Genomic DNA, 19,937 nt, shown 5'->3' with positions numbered 1-19,937 from the left:
CATGCACACCCCCTTGGACGGTATCCTGGTCGTCGCCCTGGAGCAGGCCGTGGCCGCTCCCTACTGCACGTCGCGCCTCGCCGACGCGGGCGCCAGGGTGATCAAGATCGAACGGCCGGAAGGCGACTTCGCCCGCGCCTACGACCACGTCGCGCACGGCGAGAGCGCGTACTTCGTCTGGCTCAACCGCGGCAAGGAATCGGTCGTCCTCGACATCAAGAACCCGGACGACGCCGCCCTGATGCACCGGATGATCGCGCGTGCGGACGTGCTGGTGCAGAACCTCGCCCCCGGCGCCGCGGAGCGCGCCGGCTTCGGGTCGGAGGAACTGCGCGCCAAGCACCCGCGCCTGATCACCTGCGACATCAGCGGCTACGGCGAGGACGGGCCGTACCGCGACATGAAGGCCTACGACCTGCTGATCCAGTGCGAGACCGGACTCGCCTCGATCACCGGGGCGCCGGAGCGGCCGGGGCGTGTCGGCGTGTCGGTGGCCGACATCGCCTGCGGCATGTACGCCCACGCCGGCATCCTCCAGGCCCTCTACGAGCGCGAGCGCACCGGGCAGGGCCAGGGGATCGCCGTGTCGCTGTTCGACGCCATCGCCGACTGGATGACCGTACCGCTGCTGCACCAGGACTACGGCGGCAAGGCGCCGGAGCGCGTCGGGCTCAACCACCCGTCCATCGCGCCGTACGGTGCCTTCACGCTGGCCGACGGCAACCAGGTGGTGATCTCCATCCAGAACGAGCGGGAGTGGGCGCGGCTGTGCGGCGACGTGCTGGGGCAGCCGGACCTTGCGACGGACCCGCGCTACGCCACCGGCCCGTTGCGGGTCGCGAACCGACCGTCGCTGGACGCCGCGGTCGCCGCCGTCTTCGCCACGCTGGACCGCGCCGAGGCGCACGCGCGGCTGAAGCGGGGCGGCATCGCCTACGGCGACGTCAACAGCGTCGCCGACCTCTCCGCGCACAGCCAGCTGCGGCGCATCGAGACGGACACCCCGACCGGCCCGGTGGCCGGCGTGGCGCCGCCGGTGCGCCGGCGCGGCGAGGCGTTCCAGCCCCGCCCCATCCCGGCCATCGGCCAGCACTCGGACGCCCTGCGCAAGGAGTTCGCCCCATGAGTTTCGAGCACCTGAAGGACTGGATCGGCCGCCAGGAGGAGCACCTGGACGTCGCCACCGTGGCGCCGCTCACCGGGTTGGCCCGCACGCTCGACCACGATGACCCGCCCTGGCGCGCGGGCGAGGTGCCGCCGCTCGGCCACTGGATGTACTTCCTCCCCCAGGCGCCGCAGCGCGACATCGCGGAGGACGGCCACCCGCACCGCGGCGGCTTCCTGCCGCCGGTGCCGCTGCCGCGCCGCATGTGGGCGGGCGGCGACCTGCGATGGCACGGCCCCATCCGCGTCGGCGAGGCGATCCGCCGCCGCTCGACCATAGAGAACGTCGAGCACAAGGCCGGCCGTTCCGGCGACCTTGTCTTCGTCAAGGTGGTGCACGAGGTGCTGACCGAGCGTGGCCTCGCGGCGCGCGAGGTGCACGACATCGTCTACCGCGACCCGCCCAGGCCCGGCGAGGCCCCCGCCCCCGGCGAACCGCCGAAGGAGGTCGCGGAGTGGGAACGCCCGGTGACCGGCGACCCGGTGCTGCTGTTCCGCTTCTCGGCGCTGACCTTCAACGGCCATCGCATCCACTACGACCGCAAGTACTGCGAGGAGGTGGAGGGCTACCCCGGCCTGATCGTGCATGGGCCGCTGATGGCGACGCTGCTGGTCGACCTGTATCTCCGCCACAATCCGGGGGCGCGGGTGACCGGCTTCCGCTTCCGCGCCCGCCGGCCGGTGTTCGACGTGCACCCGTTCTCGGTCTGCGGCCGGCCGACCGACGGCGGGGCGGAACTGTGGGTGCGCGACCACCAGGGCTTCGTCGCCATGACTGCGACGCTGGACGCCGAATGACCGCGCCGCGCCATTCCAACCACAAGGCGATGCTGGCGGAGGTTCTGGACCCTCGCGGCAAGGCGGTGGCCGACGTCGGCTGCGGCGACGGCGCCATGGTCCGGCACCTGACCCGCGAGGGGGCGACCGCAGTCGGCCTGGAACCGAGCCCGGAACAGCTGGCGCGCGCCCGCGCCGCCGAACCGGCGGGCGGCGAAACCTACCGCGAAGGCCGCGGCGAGGCATTGCCGTTCGAGGACGGCTCGCTGGATGCGGTGCTGTATTTCAACAGCTTCCACCACCTGCCGCTCGACGCCATGCCTCCGGCCCTGGCCGAGGCGGCACGGGTGCTGCGCCCCGCAGGGCTGGTCATCGCGGTGGAACCGTTGGCGGAAGGTGCCTACTTCGCGGTGCTCAAGCCGGTCGAGGACGAGACGGCGGTGCGCGCGGCGGCCTACGAGGCGTTGCGGGAACCGCCGGCCGGGCTCGTCCCCGAGTTGGAGACGGTGTATCTCAACACCGTGAAGTTCCGCGACTTCGCCCAGTTCATCGACAGCGTGGTCGCCGCCGACCGGTCGCGCCGCGAACGGCTGCCGGCGGTCGAGGCGGAGATGCGCCGATTGTTTGAGGCCGGGGCGCGCATCGAGGACGGCAAGACGGCGTTCGACCAGCCGATGCGGATGATGGTGTTGCGGAAGCCGGCTTAACTACAAGCTGCCCACGCGGGCCCGACAGGAGGAATCCCCCCATGCCCCGCCGTTCCTGGCTGTTCACCCCGGCGACCATGCCCGAGCGCTTCGAGCGCGCGGCCGCGACCGGCGCCGACGTGCTGATCCTCGATCTGGAGGACGCCGTCGCTCCCGACCGCAAGGACGAGGCGCGCAGGATCGCCCTCGACTTCCTGGCGCAGCCGAACGCCTGGACGCACACCGCCCGCGCGCTGCGCGTCAATTCCCCGACCACATCCTACGGCCTGGAGGATTTGCTGGCGCTGATCCACTCGGGCACCAAGCCGGACGCCGTCATCATCCCCAAGACCGACTCGCCCGAGATCGTCCGCCTGATCGACGGCCACCTCGGCGGCGTTCCCCTGGTGCCGCTCATCGAGTCCGCCCGCGGCGTCGAGAACGCCGCCGCCATCGCAGCCTCCTCCCCACACGTCGAGGCGCTGTTCTTCGGTGCGGCCGACCTCGCCGCCGACCTCGGCGCCACGGTGGGGTGGGAGCCGCTGCTGGCCGCCCGCTCGCGCGTGGTGACCGCCGCCGCCATGGCGCGCGTCGGCGTCATCGATTCGCCGTTCTTCGACCTGCGCGACGCCGAGGGCCTGGCCGACGAGGCGAAGCGCGCGGTGGCCCTCGGATTCACCGCCAAGGCGGCGATCCACCCGAACCAGGTGGCGCCGATCAACGCCGCCCTCACCCCCACGCCGGAGGCGGTTGCCGAGGCGCGCCTGATCCTGGCGGAGAACGCCAAGGGCGTCGGCGTGGTGAACGGCAGGATGATCGACGAGGCGATGGCCCGCAAGGCGCGCCGGATCCTCGCGGCGGCCGGCGAATCCTAAGCTCAGCTTTTGCCATTTTGACCGTTCAGGCGTGGATCCAGAACTCCGGTGAGCTGGTCCCGGGAAACGGGATCCAGCTCAATGTTCAGCGGGTCGCCGCCCCGCGCGATACGATCGGTGTCGTGTAATTCACGGCGTCCGCCCGGCGGACCCTCGGCGTCGTCAGCTCAGGCTTGGCGCGAGGTCTGACGGAACCGTCGGTCTGGGCAGGTCCAGAACGATGCGGGTGCCATCCGGACCGGAGACGATGGCAAGCCGGGCACCGATGGCCAGGGCCCGTCGCCGCATGTTGGCAAGGCCGTAGCCGCCGGGGCGGTCGGACGCGCCGCCGCATCCCTCGTCCGCGACCACCACGCGCACCCCGTCGTCGGTCGGCCGGATCTCGATCCTCACCCGATCGGCCCCCGAATGCCTGGCGGCGTTCATCGTCGCCTCCTGAAGCAGACGGAACAGCTCCAGTGCGGTCGAGGACGACCATCCGGCCCCCTCCGGCAGGGCGTGCATCTGCCAGTCCAGGGCGATGCCGAGCGCGCGAAGCTGGGGTTGGATATGGTCCCGGAAGTTCGCCAGCATCATGCCGGGATCGTCGCCGACCTCGGCCATCGAGGCGATGACCAGACGCAGATCGACCAACGCCTTGCGCGCCGCGGTGCCGAAGTCGCTGACCCCGGCGTCCGCGCGTCGGCTGAGCGCCACCATCGACACCAGTTGGCCGGCGAGACCGTCGTGGAGGTCGCGGGTCAGGCGCGAGCGTTCGGCTTCGAGCGCGATGGCCCTTTCCTGGGCCTGCTCGCGGGCCAGGCTGGTGCGCAGCGCCGCCTCCGCCTCGGCGATCTCCCGGCGCAGCTTGGCGTTGAACTGGTCCACCGCGTTCAGCGCCGCCGCGAAGCGCCACATCAGGATGGTGCTAATGACGCTCAGAAGCATGAACACGGGGATGGAAAACGGGTTGATGGACAGCCGCTTGCCCTCGGCGCCGTAGAGGATCGGCACTTCGTGGAAGATCATCAGCAAGGTCAGCAGCGTGGCGCCCAGGATGATATGGGCGCCGTCGTTGCCTTGCCGAAAAGCCGCATAGAAGAGCACACCAAGGGCGACGCAGGACAAGGTCATGGCCACCGGCACCGCGACGTACCAGTTCAGGACGTGAAAGGTCTCGGGAGGCAGCAGCAGAAAGGCCGCGTTGATTCCGACCGGCAACGCCGCGAACAGGATGCTGGCCCGCGGCGGCCGGCGGTTCACGAAGCAGAAGGCGAACGGCACCAGCATCGCCGTCACCCAGGAGAAGGTCAGGTTCGACAGCGGCATGACCAGCGGGGAGACCAGCGACTCCGGTACGATGACGACAAGATTGCTCATCGAGTTGAAGAACAGGATGCCGGCATACAGAATATAGGACCGTTCGGAGCGGCGGACCGCCCAGACGATCGACAGCATCACGCTGAAGGCGAACTGCCAAGCGAACAGCAGTTGCGGCAGCATGACCAAAAGAAAGCGATGCTGCTGGTACACCGGCCGCAGCAGGCTGTCGGGTCCGGCATAGATGCCGCTGAGATAGTTCTTCCGGCCGAACAGCATCACCGCGTGGATTTCCACGGTGTTGGCGCCGGCCTGCAACACCGGCGGCGGAATCGCGATGATGTCCGGCCAGATCAGAGTCGCGATCTTGCCCGAATGCGTCCAATCACTGTCGTACAGCAAGGTGCCGTTGACCCGCACCAGAATGCGGCCGGAATAGTTTGGAATCAGCACGGACCATGGTTCGGCGCTGTCCGGAGAATAATCGAACTCCAGCCGGTAGAGCCCCCCGCCGAACCGGCCCGCGCCAGGCACCCTGAAGCTGTGGGGCAGAGATACGGCGGCCTCCGCGACATCGGCCGGCCGGTCAAGGGTCTCCAGCGGCCGGAACAGGGCGCGGTCGATGTCGATGCCGCCCTCGGGCGGCGACAGGGTGAGCAGCGGCGAGCCGATGCCCACCGCGAGGACGGTCAGATAGAACAGGCCGATGACCAGACGGCGGAACAGGCGTGGCCGTCCGCTGCCCCTGGGGGCCTCGATGGAGCCGCCGGCCACGGTTTCACTCTCCAAGCCGGATCAGCTTGCGCTCGATCGCCTCGAAGACCGCTTCCGAGCGCGAATTCACCTCCAGCTTGCGGTAGATGTTCTTGATGTAGGAGGGCACGGTCTGCCGCGACAGGCCCAGCCGGTCGGCGATGTCGTTGTAGGTGAAGCCCTTGGCGATGCCCCACAGGATGTCGGTCTCGCGCGGGGTCAGCAGCGGCGCCGGCTTGCGATCCCCGCTGAACGAGCCGTCCTGCACCCGCCTTACGATGTAGCGGGCGATGGAGGCCGAAATGGGGGAGCGCCCTTCGATCAGGCCATGGACCGCTTCCACCATGTCCACCGGCTCGGAATCCTTGAGGATGTAGCCCGACGCCCCGGCGCGGATGGCCGTCACCACGCTGCCCTCGTCGCCCAGCACCGAGATCACCATGATCTCGGTGGCCGGATACCGGTCCCGGACCTCGCGGATCAGGTCGGCGCCGTGGCCGTCCGGCAATTGCAGGTCGGTGATCAGAACCGTGGGAAGGAAGCGTTCGCAGGCGGCCCGTGCCGCCTGCAGCGTGCCGGCGGAGGCCAGGAGCCGGATGCCGTCGCAAGCGGCCAGGGTCTCCGCCAGATGATCGCGCGTCGGCGGGTCATCCTCCACCAGGACGACCGTGACGTGGCGGGAACCGGAATGCGGTTCGTCGGCCGGGCGCGATGACATGGATTCCCTGCGGTCCTCGAACGGCATGGCGCGGACCGGCTGCCGCCGCCCTCATGCGTGGAATGAAGGTACCCGTCGACGATAATGGGCGTGTTGCGGGCCAACAACCCCTTATCGGGAACCGCCACGCTCCTCCCCCATATTCATGGGGAAGGCCGGATCGGCGACCCTGGGATACCCCGCCGCCCCCATGAACATGGGGTGCCGCACCATCGAGCCCCCCCGTATCGTTCGTTGCCATACAGGCGTTCCGAAGCGACGCGCTGCAATCCCTCCTGGCCGCCCGCATCGACAGGGCGACCCCACTGGGAATGCAGGCGTTGCCGGAGTGCCGCCAAGCGGAACGACAGGGGTGCGTTGTGAGCGCGATGACGGGGCTTGCCAAGACTGCCGGTATCCCGAAGGCGGCGGCGTTCCATGGTGCCGCCCCGGGCCGGACCCTCTGGCAAACTCCCTGGCACCCGGCGCCACGGTCTTCCGGCCGATCCCTCGCCGGGCTGTCGCTGGGGCTGATCACCAGCGTCGCCCTGATGGAGAGCGCCATCGCCCCGGCCACGGCCCAGACGCTGCCGGCCGGGCCCTCGGTCGCCGCCGGGGCAGTGTCCATCGCCACCCCGTCGGGCACCAGCGTCATCATCGACCAGACCTCCCGGAACGCGGTCATCAACTGGAACAGCTTCTCCATCGGGGCGGGGAACAGCGTCTCCATCAACAACGGCAGCGGCGCGACGCTGAACCGCGTCACCGGCAACATCCCCTCGCGCATCGACGGCTCGCTGACCGCCACCGGCTCGGTCTATCTGGTCAACCCCGCCGGGGTGGCGGTGGGGCCGGGCGGGAAGGTGCTCACCGGCGGATCCTTCACCGCCTCCACCCTCGACGTTCCGGACGCGGCGTTCCTGAACGGCGGGGACAAGAGCTTCTCCGGCACCTCCAAGGCGACGGTGACCAACGCCGGGTCTATCGGATCGCTGGGCGGCGACGTGGCGCTGATCGCGCGAGAGGTCACCAACAGCGGCACCCTCACCGCCCCCAACGGCACGGTGGGCCTCGCCGCCGGGTACGAAGTGCTGGTGAAGGACGGCGCGGTCGAGGGCGGCAAGTTCCAGGTCAAGGTCGGCGGGGCCGACACTGCGGCCAGGACCTCCGGGCGGATCGCCGCGGCGACGGCGGAGATCCGCGCCAATGGCGGCAACGTCTACGCGCTGGCCGGCAACACCGGCGGCGTGATCGCCGCCACCGGCACCACCAGCGCGGGTGGACGCATCTTCCTGACCGTCGGCGACGGCGGCACCGTGGAGGCGGGCGGCACCATCGCCGCGACCCGGACCAGGGAAAACGGCGCCGTCGAGGGCGGCGACATCCGGGTCTCCGGCGGCAAGGCCACGGTCACCGGCACGCTGTCGGCCAGGGGATCGGCGGGCAAGGGCACGAGGGGAAAGGGCACCGGAGGCAAAGGCCCGGCCGGCAAGGGCGGCACGGTGGCGGTGACCGGCACGGCGGTGACGCTGACGGGCACGGCCTCGCTGGACGTCTCCGGCAGCCGCGGCGGGGCGATCGCGGTCGGCGGCGACTATCAGGGCGGCAGGGACGCGGCCCGCAAGACGCTGAAGGAGACCGTGGCGAACGCCAGGACGACCACCGTCGCCGCCGGGGCGCGGCTGAACGCCAACGGCACCTCCGGCGACGGCGGCAGCGTGGTGGCGTGGTCGGACGAGCACACGGTGTTTCTCGGCGCGATCACGGCACGGGGGGCCGGTGCGGGCGGCAACGGCGGCAGCGCCGAGGTCTCGGGCAAGGCGGCGCTGTCCTTCCACGGCACCGCGGACCTGACCGCGGCGGCGGGCAGGACCGGGACGCTGCTGCTCGACCCCTACAACCTGACGATCTCCGCGGGATCGGACAGCACCGTCTCGGGCCTGTCCGCCAGCGGCAACGACAGCGTGCTCGGCGTTTCCACCCTGACGAGCGCGCTGGCCTCGGCCAACGTCACGGTGTCCACCGGGGCGGGCGGCAGCCAGGCTGGCAACATCACCGTGGCGGCGCCGGTCTCCTGGTCGGCCGACACGGTGCTGACGCTGGCCGCGGACGGCGACATCGCCGTCAACGCCGCCCTGACCGCCACCGGGACGGCGGCGGGGCTGGTCCTCCAGCACGGTGCCGGCAAGGGGTACAGCATCGGCAGCACCGGTTCGGTCACGCTGGGGGGAGCCAACGCCACGCTGCGGATCGGCGAGGCGGGAGCGCTCACCAGCTACACCCTCATCCACGACATGGCGGCGCTCGACGCCATCGAGACCATCGGGCTGACGGGGCGCTACGCGCTGGCGCGAAGCCTGGATGCGACGGGAACCACCTACACCGCGGCCCCGGTGTCCGGCACCTTCACCGGAACCTTCGCCGGCCTGGGCAACACCGTCTCCAACCTGACGATCAACGCCCCCACCACCGATTACGTCGGCCTGTTCGGAACGCTCGGCAGCGGCAGCATCCTTCGCGACTTCGGCGTCGTCGACGCCACCGTGACCGGCAAGACCAGAGTCGGCGGGGTTGCCGGCGCCACTCTCGGCACCGTGACGAACGCCTACGCCACAGGGGGAAGCGTGACGGGAACCGAGAGGGTCGGCGGCCTTATCGGCTCCGCCGCGGCCATCTCCGTCATCACGCAGTCCCACGCCACGTCAAGCGTGTCGGGAGTGACGGGTGTGGGTGGCCTCGTCGGCTGGAGCCAGGGCACCGTCTCGCAGTCCTACGCCACGGGAAGCATAACGGGAACCTACGAGCGAATCGGCGGTCTCCTCGGCTACCACTCCGGCACCGTCACGCAATCCTACGCCACGGGAACCGTGTCGGGAGCCGTGCATGTCGGGGGCCTCGCCGGCTGGAACCAGGGCACCGTCACGCAGTCCCACGCCACGGGAAGCGTGACCGGAACCGGCGAGAGCGTCGGCGGCCTCGTCGGCTGGAACTACACCGGCATCACCGAGTCCTACGCCACGGGAAGCGTGACGGGAGACACCAAGGTCGGCGGCCTCGTCGGCGACAATTACGGCGACGCCAACGTCTCGCAGTCCTACGCCACGGGAGCCGTGTCGGGAACCGAGCATGTCGGCGGTCTGGTCGGCTGGCACCAGAGCGGGACCGTCACGCAGTCCCACGCCACGGGAAGCGTGACGGGAGGCGACAATGTCGGCGGCCTCGCCGGCTTCAACGCGGCGACCGTCACGGAGTCCTACGCCACGGGAACCGTGTCGGGACGCCGTTACGTCGGTGGCCTTGTCGGCTGGAACCAGGAGACCGTCACGCAATCCTACGCCACGGGGAACGTGACGGGGGACGGCGAGGCCATCGGCGGCCTCGTTGGCGTCACCTCCGTCACCGTCTCGCAGTCCCACGCCACGGGAAACGTCTCGGGAAGCGGCGTCAACCTCGGGGGGCTGGCCGGCAGCAACTACGGCACCATCACGCAGGCCTATGCCACGGGAAACGTGACGGGAAGCAGCGACAGCGTCGGCGGTCTCCTCGGCGTCAACGGCGATGGCACCGTCACGCAATCCTACGCCACGGGTAGCGTGACGGGTAGCGGCGACAACGTCGGCGGCCTCGTCGGCAAATCCCAGAATGGAACCCTCGACACCGTTCATGCGGTCGGCGCAGTCCGCGGCGCCAACCGGGTCGGCGGCCTCATCGGCGACAGTTTGGACGATAGAGTGACCAAAGCCTACTCGACCGGAACGGCAAGCGGGGCAGCGACCGTCGGTGGCCTGATCGGTTCCCTGCGGGGCGGCTCGGGAGCGCTTTCTGAGAGTTATGCCACCGGTGCCGTCACGGCGACGGACAACAAGGCCGGCGGCCTGCTCGGCGGGGTCGAGGACGCCACCGTCACCAACGTCTACGCGACCGGATCGGTCACCGGCGCCATCACCGCCACCGACGGCGAGCACTTCGTCGGCGGCCTGGTCGGCGACAATTTCTACGGCACCATCACCAACGCCTATGCGACGGGGCTGGTGACGCTGAGCAGCGGTTGCGCCGCGAGCGACTGCAAGGTGGGCGGCCTGGCCGGCCGGAATGCCGGCGGCAGCATCAACACCAGCTATTGGGACAAGGGCACCACGGGGCAAACCGGCGGAGCCGGCACCGGGGACGGGGACAGCAGCACGATCGCCGGTATCGAGACCGCCGACGCCTTCAGCGCGGCGACCTATGGCACCTTCGATCTGACCAACGGCTGGTATCTCGTCGAAGGCCAGACCCGGCCCTTCCTGCGCTCGGAACACAGCACCACCATCCGCAACGCGCATCAGCTTCAACTGATGCAGCTGGACCTGTCCGCCGCCTACACGCTGGCCGCCGACATCGATGCCGGCGAGACCGCCGGCAGCAACGCCGCCGGCCTGTGGCGCCTCAGCGGCATCAAGCATGGGTTCGTGCCGGTCGGGAGCAGCTCGGCCGCCTTCACCGGCTCGCTCGACGGGCAGGAGCATGTGGTCCGGGGGCTGACGATCGCGCCCGAGGATTATGCCGGGACGAACCAGGGGCTGTTCGGCGTGATCGGCGCGGCCGGCAGCATCCGCAACATCGGCCTGACCGATGTCGCCATCACCGGCGCCGGCTATGTCGTCGGCGGCCTTGCCGGCGAGAACGGTGGTTCCATCACCAAAGCCTATGTCACGGGGAGCGTTCAGGGGTCTTCGGCCGGCGGCCTCGTCGGCAAGAACACCGGCACCATCGCCCAGTCCTACGTCACGGCGACGGTGTCGCAACCCGCGGTCGGCGGCGACCAGATCGGCGGTCTGGTCAGCGAGAACACCGGCACCATCACCCAATCCTACGCGACCGGAGACGTCGCGGGACGCAGCACCGTCGGCGGCTTCGCCGGCAAGAATGCCGGCACCATCACGCAGTCCTATGCGACGGGAGCGGTAACGGGAGGCATCGGCACGGACTTCGGCGGTTTCGTCGGCGAGAACTCGGGCAGCATTTCCTATTCCTACGCGACCGGCGGCGCCGTCTCCGGCAACATGACCGTCGGCGGCTTTGCCGGGCTGAACAGCGGCGCCATCAGCCAATCCTACGCGGTGAAGGCCGTATCGGGGTCGTCCAACGTCGGCGGGTTTTTCGGCTTCTACACCGGCGGTAGCATCACTTCGTCCTATTTCGACACTACCGCTGCCGAGACGACCGAAAAGGATGGCGCGCACTCCACGGTGACGGGGTTGACCGGCCTGACGACAGCGCAGTTCCAGGACACCGCGGCCTTCATGGCGGGGGCGACCGGCTGGGACTTCGACGGCGTGTGGGCGCCGCCCAGCAGCGGCTATCACCCGGTGCTCTACGGCATGACGCCGGTGACCTGGGTCAAGACGGTGTCGGCGACGTCGGTCTACGGCGACACCACAGGCACGGTCAGCGCGGTGACCGCGCAGGGCAGCCCCGGCGCCTATGTCTTCGGCAAGGCCGACGACAGCCTGTCCCTGACCGGCGGGACGATCTCCGTCGATACCACCGCCGGCGTCTCCGCGACGCCGGCTACCACCAGCCTGACTACGGCGAACGCCACGGCCACCAGCGCCAAAGGGACCGGCTACCGGGTGTTCTATTACGGCAACGTCGAGCAGACCGTAACCCCGGCGGCGCTGACGGTCACGGCCGACGCGGCGCGCAAGACCTACGGCGACACCCCCACCTTGAGCGGCTTCACCGCGGCCGGGCTGAAGAACGGCGACAGCGTGGCCGGGGTGACGCTGGCCAGCACCGGCACGGCGGCCACCGCAGGGGTCGGCGACTATTCCATAGCGGCCTCTTCGGCCCAGGGCAGCGGGCTGTCGAACTACACCATTACCTATACGGGTGGCACGCTGACGGTCGATCCTGCCATGCTGACCGTCACCGCCGACGCGGTGCGCAAGACCTATGGCGATACCGCCACGCTGAGCGGCTTCACCGCGACCGGGCTGAAGAACAGCGACAGCGTGACCGGGGTGACGCTGTCCGGCACCGGCACGGAGGCCACCGCCGGGGTCGGCAGCTACGCCATCACCGCGTCCAACGCTGTCGGCAGCGGGCTGTCGAACTACGCCATCACCTATGCCGAAGGCCGGCTGACCGTGACCCCGGCGGCATTGACGATCACCGCCGACGCAGCACGCAAGACCTACGGCGACACCGCCACGCTGACCGGCTTCACCGCGACCGGGCTGAAGAATGGCGACAGCGTGTCGTCTGTCAGCCTGTCCAGTGCCGGTACCGCGGCCACCGCCGGGGTCGGCAGCTACGGCATCACGGCGTCCAATGCCGCTGGCAGCAGGCTGTCAAACTACACCGTCACCTACGTCGACGGGGCGCTGACGGTGACCTCCCGCCCGATCCTGGTGACGGCGGACACCCTCAGCCGTCCCGCCGGTACCAACAACCCGGCCTTGACCTACAGCGTCGGCGGACAGGGGCTGGTCAACGGCGACACGCTCAGCGGACTCCTGACCACAGCCGCGGGTACCGCCTCGCCGGCCGGATCCTACACCATCGACCGGGGCACGCTGGCGGCTTCGTCCAACTACAGCCTCACCTTCACGCCCGGGGTGCTAACGGTGATTGCCGCCGGGGAAACCGTGAATCCGCAGCCCCCCACCCCGGAAAGCCGCGACCCATCGGGGCCGGCGTGGGTGGAGGAGCTGACGCGGGTTCTCACCAGTGCGGCCCTGCCGCGAAACCTGGTGGTGACGGCGTCGCAGGCGACGCAGCCCTTCCAGGGCTACGATACTCCTGTGTCCTTCCCATCCGCCGGCCCTCAAGCGGCATCCGGCAGTGCGAGCGCCACCGGCGTGTCCGGAGAATCCTCAGGCAACTCTGGTTCCCAGGGGGCCGCGAGCGGTGCCGCGGCTTGCATCGGCGGCGCCGCGGCCAGCAGCGCCTGCACAACGGCCCCCCACCCGGAGAACACGCGTTTCGGCCGGTTCCTCCGCTTCTCCATGCCCTGACGAACGGAACGATTCCGGCCCATGACCGTCGCACGCTCCACCGCCCTCCGCCGGATCTCGGCGTTCGCCCGGCTAGCCGGACCGTCACGATGGCTCGCCGCTCCGGCAGCCCTGCTCGTCCTGCTGCAACCGTCTCCGGACGCGGCGTTGGCACAGGTGCCGGTAGCGGTGGAGCGCAACCTGCCGCCGGCGGTCGCGGGCGAGGGCGGCGGCCTGCGCACTGGCGGCGGCCCGGCAGCCGACGCCGACGACACCCCGCTCGGCGTCGACCTCAAGGGCATCCGGCTCATCGGGCTGACCGATCCGGTGATGCCCGATCCCCCGGCGGGCATCACGTCATCCGGTTTGGAGGGACTGGACCGGCAGCGCATCACCGACGCGCTCGGCCCGCTCCTCGGCCAGTCCTTGTCGCGCAGGCGGTTGGTGGAGGCCCAGGCGGCCCTCGCCAAGGCCTATCGCGAGGCCGGGCGGCCCTTCGTCTCGGTCACCGCCCCGCCCCAGGAGATCACCGCGGGCGTGCTGCAGCTCCGCGTCCTGCCCTTCCGGACCGGGAACGTCCGCGTCAGGGAGGCGGACGGCAGCGCGGCCGGCGCCGGCCTTGGCGCCACCATCCGCGCGCCGACCGGCGGGCTGATCGAGGCCGAGCGCATTTCGGAGGATCTCGACTGGCTCAACCGCTTCCCCTACCGGCAGCTCAACGGGGTGTTCGAACCGGGCTCCGATCCGGGCTCCAGCGACCTGACGCTGGAGGTCACCCGCCGACGGCCGTGGCAGGTCTTCGCCGGATTGTCCAACACCGGCAGCCTGCGCAGCCGAAGGCTCGACCGTGTCTTCATGGGCTTCGCCGCCGGCGTTGAGGCCCTCAACGATCTCACCCTGTCCTACCAGCTGACCGGCAGCCGCGACGCGGTGTCCGATCCCGGCTCCCTGAGACTGTCGGGAAGCAGGCGGCCGTCCTACGCCAGCCACGCCGGGCGGGTCATCGTCCCGACCTTCGCACGGCAGGCGCTCAGCCTGACCCCCAGCTTCGTTGCCACGTCGCAGGACTGCGCCGGCGGGCTTCTCACCATCCGCAACACCACCGTCGAACTGCCGATCCTCTACCGCTCGGCGCTGTCCAACATCGACGGGAGCCTTGCCGGATGGGGCGACCTTTACGGCGGCGTGACGCCGAAATGGCTGTCGCGCAAGGCGCTGAGCCAGGGAACCGGGTTGGCCAGCGGGTCCGCGGGGGTGTTCGACCTGACCGTCGGCTGGGGCGGCTCCTGGCCTCACGCCGGCGGTTCGACCATCATCGATCTCCGTGCCGTGGTCAACCGGGCCGGCGTGGTGCCCGGCAACAGCCGTGCAGCGTGGAACAGCTTTTCCAACGGCCGCGTGGAGAACGCCGATTATGCCTATCTCTATGGGGTGTTCAGCCGGCAGACCCCGCTGACCGGCGTGTCCTGGCTGGGCGGCGTCTCCTGGAACACCGAGTTCACGGGCCAGATGGCGGGCAAAGCGCTGCCGGAAACCGAACAGCTTGCCATCGGCGGGCTGTACGCCACCCGCGGCTACACGCTGAACGACGGCAGCGTCGATGCCGGCTTCGTGCTGCGCAACGAAGTGCGGCTGCCGCCGTTCGCCGCCCTGGGCCGTCTCGACGGTACCGGGATCGGCCCGGTGGAGGATGCCGTTTCTCCCTTTGTGTTTCTCGACGTCGGCTACGGCCATAATTACAACGTCGGTACCCTTCGGAGCATCGGCGAACGGGCCGATACCACGCTGGTGGGGCTGGGGGCCGGCGTCGATTACACGCTGGGGCAGACCCTGCAGGCCGGCATGAACGTCGGCGTGGCCCTCACCGATGGGCCGGAAACCAGCCGCGGCACCCTGACCGCCCAGGCCAGGATACTGGTTTCCTTTTGACGGACCCGTTCCGAACGGTTCTGTTGCAAAGTTCGAGGGCCGGCGCGGTCGACCTCCCCCAGGATGCGCGGCTTGTCGGCGGTGCTGACCATCCGGCGCTGCGGCCGGTCGCTCACCTCCGGATCCGCAGCGGGCGGTTGTCTCACTTCACGTTGGCACAGAGGGCACCGCCGATCCTGATCGGCGCAAAGGCCCGGAGGAGGCCGTGCAGGCATGGCCTCCTCCGGAGGGATGCTCAGGGCTTGGCGACGTGCCAGACGCTGTTGACGCCGTCGCCGGTGGTGTCGCCGGGCTTGGCGTCCTTGGCCCAAGTGTAGAGGGGCTTCCCACTGTAAGCCCATTGCCTGACCCCATCGTCGCGGGTGATCACGGTGTACTTGCCCATGGGCTTGGCGTCGGCCGACGCGACCAGTGGCGGCCAGTTCGTGGCGCATGGGCCATTGCACGCCGACTTGCCACTCGCATCCTTGTCGAACGTATAGAGCGTCATGCCCTTCTGGTCCGTGAGGACCTGGCCGCCCGCGGCCTGGGCGGTCTTGGCGGGCTCCCCAGCCGCCTGCGCCGGAGCGCAGACACTGAGCCACCCGACCGTGACGAGCGTGGCGGCATAGACTGTGCGCATCATGACCTGCCCTCCTCCTCGGGGCGCCGCGGCGCGGCGCCGTGTGATTCTCAGGACGTTTTCCGCGGCGGGGCTATTCCCCGCCCTGCGCTGCTCAATGGCAGTAGGCGGCGCCCACGGCGGACACCACCGCCGAAGCGCCGCCGACCACGTCGTCGATGACGCGGCTGACGCTCGCGTTCAGCACGTCGATGACGGCGACCCGCCCGGTATCGCTCAGCGCCACGTAGAACTTGAGACCGTCCGGCGACGGCGCGCCGGCCTCCGGCACGCCGGGCACCGACAGCGGCGCCAGGCGCCGGCGGTCACGCAGATCGATGGTCTGTACGGTGCGCGCCGCCCGGCTCAGCCCGATTGAGACGCTCTGGAACAGCCCCAGGCCGAGTCCGCTGACGTGATCCGACATCGGGATGCGCGCGCTCTCCTTGAGCGTCCAGGTCGAGATGAGCGAGACCGCCTGCCCGGCGGCCACCGGGATCATCACGAACTGGCTGTCGGCGCTCGGCAGCAGGCGCCCCACCGGCGGCGGCAGTTGCACGCGCATGGCCTTGGCCGGATCCTTCAGCGGGAAGACCGTCAGAACGCCGCGGTCGTCGTGCACGGCGAACGCGTACTCGCCCCCGGGATCGGTGGCGACCTGGACGATCGGGCCGTCGCGGCCGTCCGCCGCGAGGTCGGCCGTGATCCGTCCCGTCGCCGTATCCACGAGGGCGAGCCGCGTACCCCGCGCGACCAGGAGGCGTCCATCCGGGGCAAAGGCCATGGATCGAAGGCCGGCGAGGTTGGGGATCCGCAGCACCGGCCCGCCGGCGGGCCGCATGAGTTCGACGACACCCGCGTCGGGATCGGCGATGGCGAAGAGGGTCCCCGTCCGGTCGACCTGCAGCACGATGGGCGCGATGCCGGTGTCCAGTTCCCGCTTCACGGAGCCGCTCACCGCGTCGATGACGTACAGCCGGCGCGCACCGGCATCGCTGGCCACCAGCTCGGCACCCTTGTTCAACGCCGCGATCTGCTTCGGCATTCCGGGCAACCGGGCCCGCGAGACGACGGCATCGGTGGCGCTGTCGATGACGGCGACGGTGGGATCGAGCATCGACGCCACGAAGATGAACCGCGCCGGATCCGGCGAGGCCGCCAGCGGCGACGATGGAACACCGCTCAGACCCACGATCGCGAAGACGACGAGCAGAATGCCGCGCAGCATTGGTCCCTCCACCGCTCCGGCGGTACCAAGGGTACGACCTTCGCGTTCCCTCGGGAAATGCTCTGAAGGGGTGGTCGGCGCCCTGCCGTGGCCTGCCGCTGGAGCAGGCGTCTGGACCGGTGACGACAGCCGGCCGGCGCTCCCGAAGGAACGCCGGCCGGCCCGTCTCAGAACTTCACGGTCATGCCGGCGATGAAGGAGCGGCCCATCCCAGGCAACGCTCCGACCCGGCCCCGGCTGCCGCCGGCCCGGTAGTCGGCATAATCGACGCCGCCCAGCGGCTGGTAATAGTGCTGATCGAACAGGTTCTCGACGCCGACGTCGAACCGGATGTTGTTCCACGCGTACCCGGTCCGCAGATTGACGAGGGCATAGCTCGGCGTCTCCGGCTCGTTGCGCACCGACTCGACCCGCTCCTTGCGGGCCGTCGCCTGAAGCTCGACGGCGCTGCTCCATCCGCCCAGCCGGTGCTCGAGCGTCAGCAGGGCGTTGACCGGCATCATGTGATACAGCCCGTCGCCGGTGTCGAGGTTGCGCCCGTGCACCCAGCCGACCATGCCCGACAGCCGGAACGCGCCGAGCCGCTCGTCCTCGTAGACGGTGGCCGCCGCCGACACGTTGGCGCCGAAGAGGACCGCGTCGTGGTTGGCGAAGCGCAGCTTGACGAAGCCGTTGCTCAGCGTGCCGATCCGGTCGACGTCGATGAAGTTCTGCACGTAGGTGTAGTAGGGCGTGACCTTGACCTCCCACGCCTTGCGGGCGGGGTCGTGCAGGGCCGCGGTGACGCTGACGGTGTTGGCCACCTCGGGCTTGAGGTCGGGGTTGCCGACGTAGCCGTTGGCATCGCCGAACCAGCCGTTCATGCTGCTCGACATGGCACCGGTGCCCCAGGCGTAGCGCTCGTACAGGTTGGGCGAGCGGGTTTTGCGGGCGTAGCCGGCCTCGATCTCGGTGGTGTCGGAGGCGGTGTAGCGGACCAGCGCCGTCGCGTCGAAATTGACGTCGGTTCGGGCGCGGTCGCGAGCGTTGAACGCCTGGGCATCGGCGGCGTCCGGGTTGGCCATCGCCATCATGCCCATGCCGATGGGATTCTGCCACGAGTACGGCTGCACCGTCCCGGTGTCCATCCACACCACGTCGTTGCGCACGCCGAGCAGGGTCGTCCACGCCGGCGACCAGATGGCCTCCCACTCGACGAAGGTGCCGAGGCGCTTGCGGTCGCCGCCGTTGATGTTCCAGTAGGTCTGCGGCCCCATCATCCTGCTGCCCGGCACCGCGTCCCACCAGTCGTCGAGGCGGGTGTGGCGGAACTCGTTGCCGACGCGCACGGTGTCGCGGGCCGACAGCGGCACCGTCGCCTTGACCGAATAGCCGGCGTCGGTCGTCAGCGTGTCCATCGGCATGCCGCCGTTGGCGGTGCCGCCCTTGTCGGCCAGGAAGTTCATGGTGTGCTCGGTTCGCCGCCAGTTGGCCCGGGCGTCCAGCGTTCCCCAGTCGAAGTTTCCTTCGTAGCGGCCGTTGGCAAAGAGGGTGCGGTTGTGGGTCAGGTCCATGCGCTGGGTGGGGAAGCCCTGGTAGGGCATGTACTGCATGCCGCCCTGCAGCGTCACCAGATGCCCGTCGCGCCGCGCGCCGAAGGTCAGGACGTTGTCCTGCACGTTGTACAGCGTCGAGCGGACGGTCCGGCCATTGCCGTCCTTGTAGTTCTCGGCACGGCTCCACGACCCGTTGTTGCCGAGGCTGAAGGTGTCGTCGGCGACAGACGCCTCGGCAGCCCCGGTCACGCTGCGGCCGTTGGAGCGGTAGAAGGCCGACAGCTTGCCCTCGGCGTGCACCCCCTCGCCCGGCGCGGCGAAGACCGGCGGTGCGCTGTCGACGGTGATGGTGCCGGCGATGCTGTCGCCGCCGGCGCTGACCGGCGTGATGCCGGCCAGCACCTCCACCTTGGACACCCGCGTGGGGGCGATGGTGGACATGGCCGGATTCATCTGGTTCGGACAGGCCGGGGCGATCGAAGCGCCATCAACCAGCACGTTGACGCGGTCGGCGCCCAGCCCGTTGAGCGCCGGCAGGCTCGACACGCCGCCGTTGCCGTAGAGGCTCACCCCGGGCAAGCCGCGCAGCAGGGCCGCGGCGTCACCGGTGGTGAGCCGGCGGGTGGCCAACCCCGCCTCGCCCAGCCCGGCTCCGGACAGCGGGGTGGACATTTCCTCCGGACTGGCGATCACCGAGATGGTCGGAAGGGAATGGACGGTCTGGGCCTGGGCTCCGGCGGACGACAGGCCGGCCAGGGCAGCGCTCGACAGCAGGGCCGCGCGCAGGGCGCCGGCCGCGGGGAAACGCGACGTCATGAAGATCCTCGATCTGAGTTCGGCCGAGCGCACGCGCCGCGCTGCAAACGCGCCGACGGCATGCGGGGCCGGGTATGGGGTCGGATGGCAATGGCGGGCGCACGCGCAAATCCTGCGCGCAGCGCTCCTGCTTCCTTGGACTCAGACCGGTGGGGCGCGCGCCTGGAGGGTGGACAGGAACCAGCCTGCCACCACCACCGCCCCGGGCAATCCCTCGGGGCCGTGCCGGGTGACGGTTTGCCGCAACACCGTCTGCACCGGTGGCGGCAGGTACAGCCCGCCGATCAGCGGGCACAAGGGGCAATGCTCCATGCCGGGATGCTTCATCGGCGCGTCAGTGCCGGCCGGCGCGCCGTCCGCGTCGAGGTGGACCAACCCCTCGGCGGTGCAGATGGTCATCCCGTCCATCGGGTTCATCGCGGCGACCTGCGCCGGCATGGTCAGTGTCCAGGCGAACACCTGGAGCATCAGCGCGATGACGCCGGCCATCAGGCCGATGCGGCGGATCGTCCGGCCAAGCCTCTTCCAGGACAACCGCACGCGCGGGAGGACAGTATCGGCAGACAAGCCGATCCGCCTGAAGAACTCCGTTCGCCG

12 protein-coding genes are annotated in these 19,937 nt (G+C 70.0%); 6 read left to right on the top strand and 6 right to left on the bottom strand.

Annotated elements, in window-relative coordinates; genetic code table 11:
• The first annotated feature begins 1 nt into the window (after window position 1).
• From ACRWK7_RS25510 to ACRWK7_RS25495, 4 genes are read left to right on the top strand one after another with little or no spacing between them, the layout of a single operon-like run.
• Window positions 2-1,126 (top strand): CaiB/BaiF CoA transferase family protein, encoded by a 1,125-nt coding sequence (locus ACRWK7_RS25510; protein WP_431859137.1) that lies wholly within the window; start codon window positions 2-4, stop codon window positions 1,124-1,126.
• Window positions 1,123-1,962: an FAS1-like dehydratase domain-containing protein gene (locus ACRWK7_RS25505; RefSeq protein ID WP_431859136.1), complete on the top strand. Its 840-nt coding sequence runs from the start codon at window positions 1,123-1,125 to the stop codon at window positions 1,960-1,962. Before ACRWK7_RS25510 ends, ACRWK7_RS25505 begins: the two co-directional genes overlap by 4 nt.
• The gene (locus tag ACRWK7_RS25500; protein WP_431859135.1) at window positions 1,959-2,648 is read left to right on the top strand and encodes a class I SAM-dependent methyltransferase; all 690 of its coding nucleotides are present in this window, start codon (window positions 1,959-1,961) and stop codon (window positions 2,646-2,648) included. Before ACRWK7_RS25505 ends, ACRWK7_RS25500 begins: the two co-directional genes overlap by 4 nt.
• 41 nt (window positions 2,649-2,689) lie before the next feature.
• Complete coding sequence (locus ACRWK7_RS25495; protein WP_431859134.1) at window positions 2,690-3,502, top strand: aldolase/citrate lyase family protein; 813 nt, start codon at window positions 2,690-2,692, stop codon at window positions 3,500-3,502.
• Window positions 3,503-3,664: 162 nt separating this feature from the next.
• On the opposite strand, the gene ACRWK7_RS25490 is transcribed toward ACRWK7_RS25495, so the two are convergent.
• Together ACRWK7_RS25490 and ACRWK7_RS25485 are read right to left on the bottom strand one after the other, a co-directional pair.
• Complete coding sequence (locus ACRWK7_RS25490) at window positions 3,665-5,575, bottom strand: ATP-binding protein (RefSeq protein WP_431859133.1); 1,911 nt, start codon at window positions 5,573-5,575, stop codon at window positions 3,665-3,667.
• A 4-nt stretch (window positions 5,576-5,579) separates the two neighbouring features.
• A complete protein-coding gene (locus ACRWK7_RS25485) occupies window positions 5,580-6,272 on the bottom strand; it encodes a response regulator (protein ID WP_431859132.1) in 693 nt (230 codons plus the stop codon).
• A 368-nt stretch (window positions 6,273-6,640) separates the two neighbouring features.
• Between ACRWK7_RS25485 and ACRWK7_RS25480 the strand changes: the two genes are divergently transcribed.
• Window positions 6,641-13,252: a GLUG motif-containing protein gene (locus ACRWK7_RS25480; RefSeq protein WP_431859162.1), complete on the top strand. Its 6,612-nt coding sequence runs from the start codon at window positions 6,641-6,643 to the stop codon at window positions 13,250-13,252.
• A gap of 21 nt (window positions 13,253-13,273) precedes the next feature.
• Complete coding sequence (locus ACRWK7_RS25475; RefSeq protein WP_431859131.1) at window positions 13,274-15,160, top strand: ShlB/FhaC/HecB family hemolysin secretion/activation protein; 1,887 nt, start codon at window positions 13,274-13,276, stop codon at window positions 15,158-15,160.
• Between the two features lie 235 nt (window positions 15,161-15,395).
• On the opposite strand, the gene ACRWK7_RS25470 is transcribed toward ACRWK7_RS25475, so the two are convergent.
• The 4 genes from ACRWK7_RS25470 to ACRWK7_RS25455 form a co-directional block, all read right to left on the bottom strand.
• Window positions 15,396-15,785: a COG4315 family predicted lipoprotein gene (locus ACRWK7_RS25470; protein ID WP_431859130.1), complete on the bottom strand. Its 390-nt coding sequence runs from the start codon at window positions 15,783-15,785 to the stop codon at window positions 15,396-15,398.
• 91 nt (window positions 15,786-15,876) lie between these two features.
• Entirely contained in the window at window positions 15,877-16,989 is a 1,113-nt protein-coding gene (locus ACRWK7_RS25465; protein ID WP_431859129.1) for a YncE family protein, read from the bottom strand.
• Between the two features lie 167 nt (window positions 16,990-17,156).
• Entirely contained in the window at window positions 17,157-19,340 is a 2,184-nt protein-coding gene (locus ACRWK7_RS25460; protein ID WP_431859128.1) for a TonB-dependent receptor, read from the bottom strand.
• Window positions 19,341-19,481: 141 nt separating this feature from the next.
• On the bottom strand, window positions 19,482-19,907 hold the full coding sequence (locus tag ACRWK7_RS25455; RefSeq protein ID WP_431859127.1) for a DUF2946 domain-containing protein: 426 nt from the start codon (window positions 19,905-19,907) through the stop codon (window positions 19,482-19,484).
• Window positions 19,908-19,937: the final 30 nt, after the last annotated feature.

This window comes from Azospirillum sp. (genome assembly GCF_050789165.1).
The sequence above is the reverse complement of the archived record's forward strand: the minus strand, read 5'-3'. Positions and strand labels throughout refer to the sequence as shown.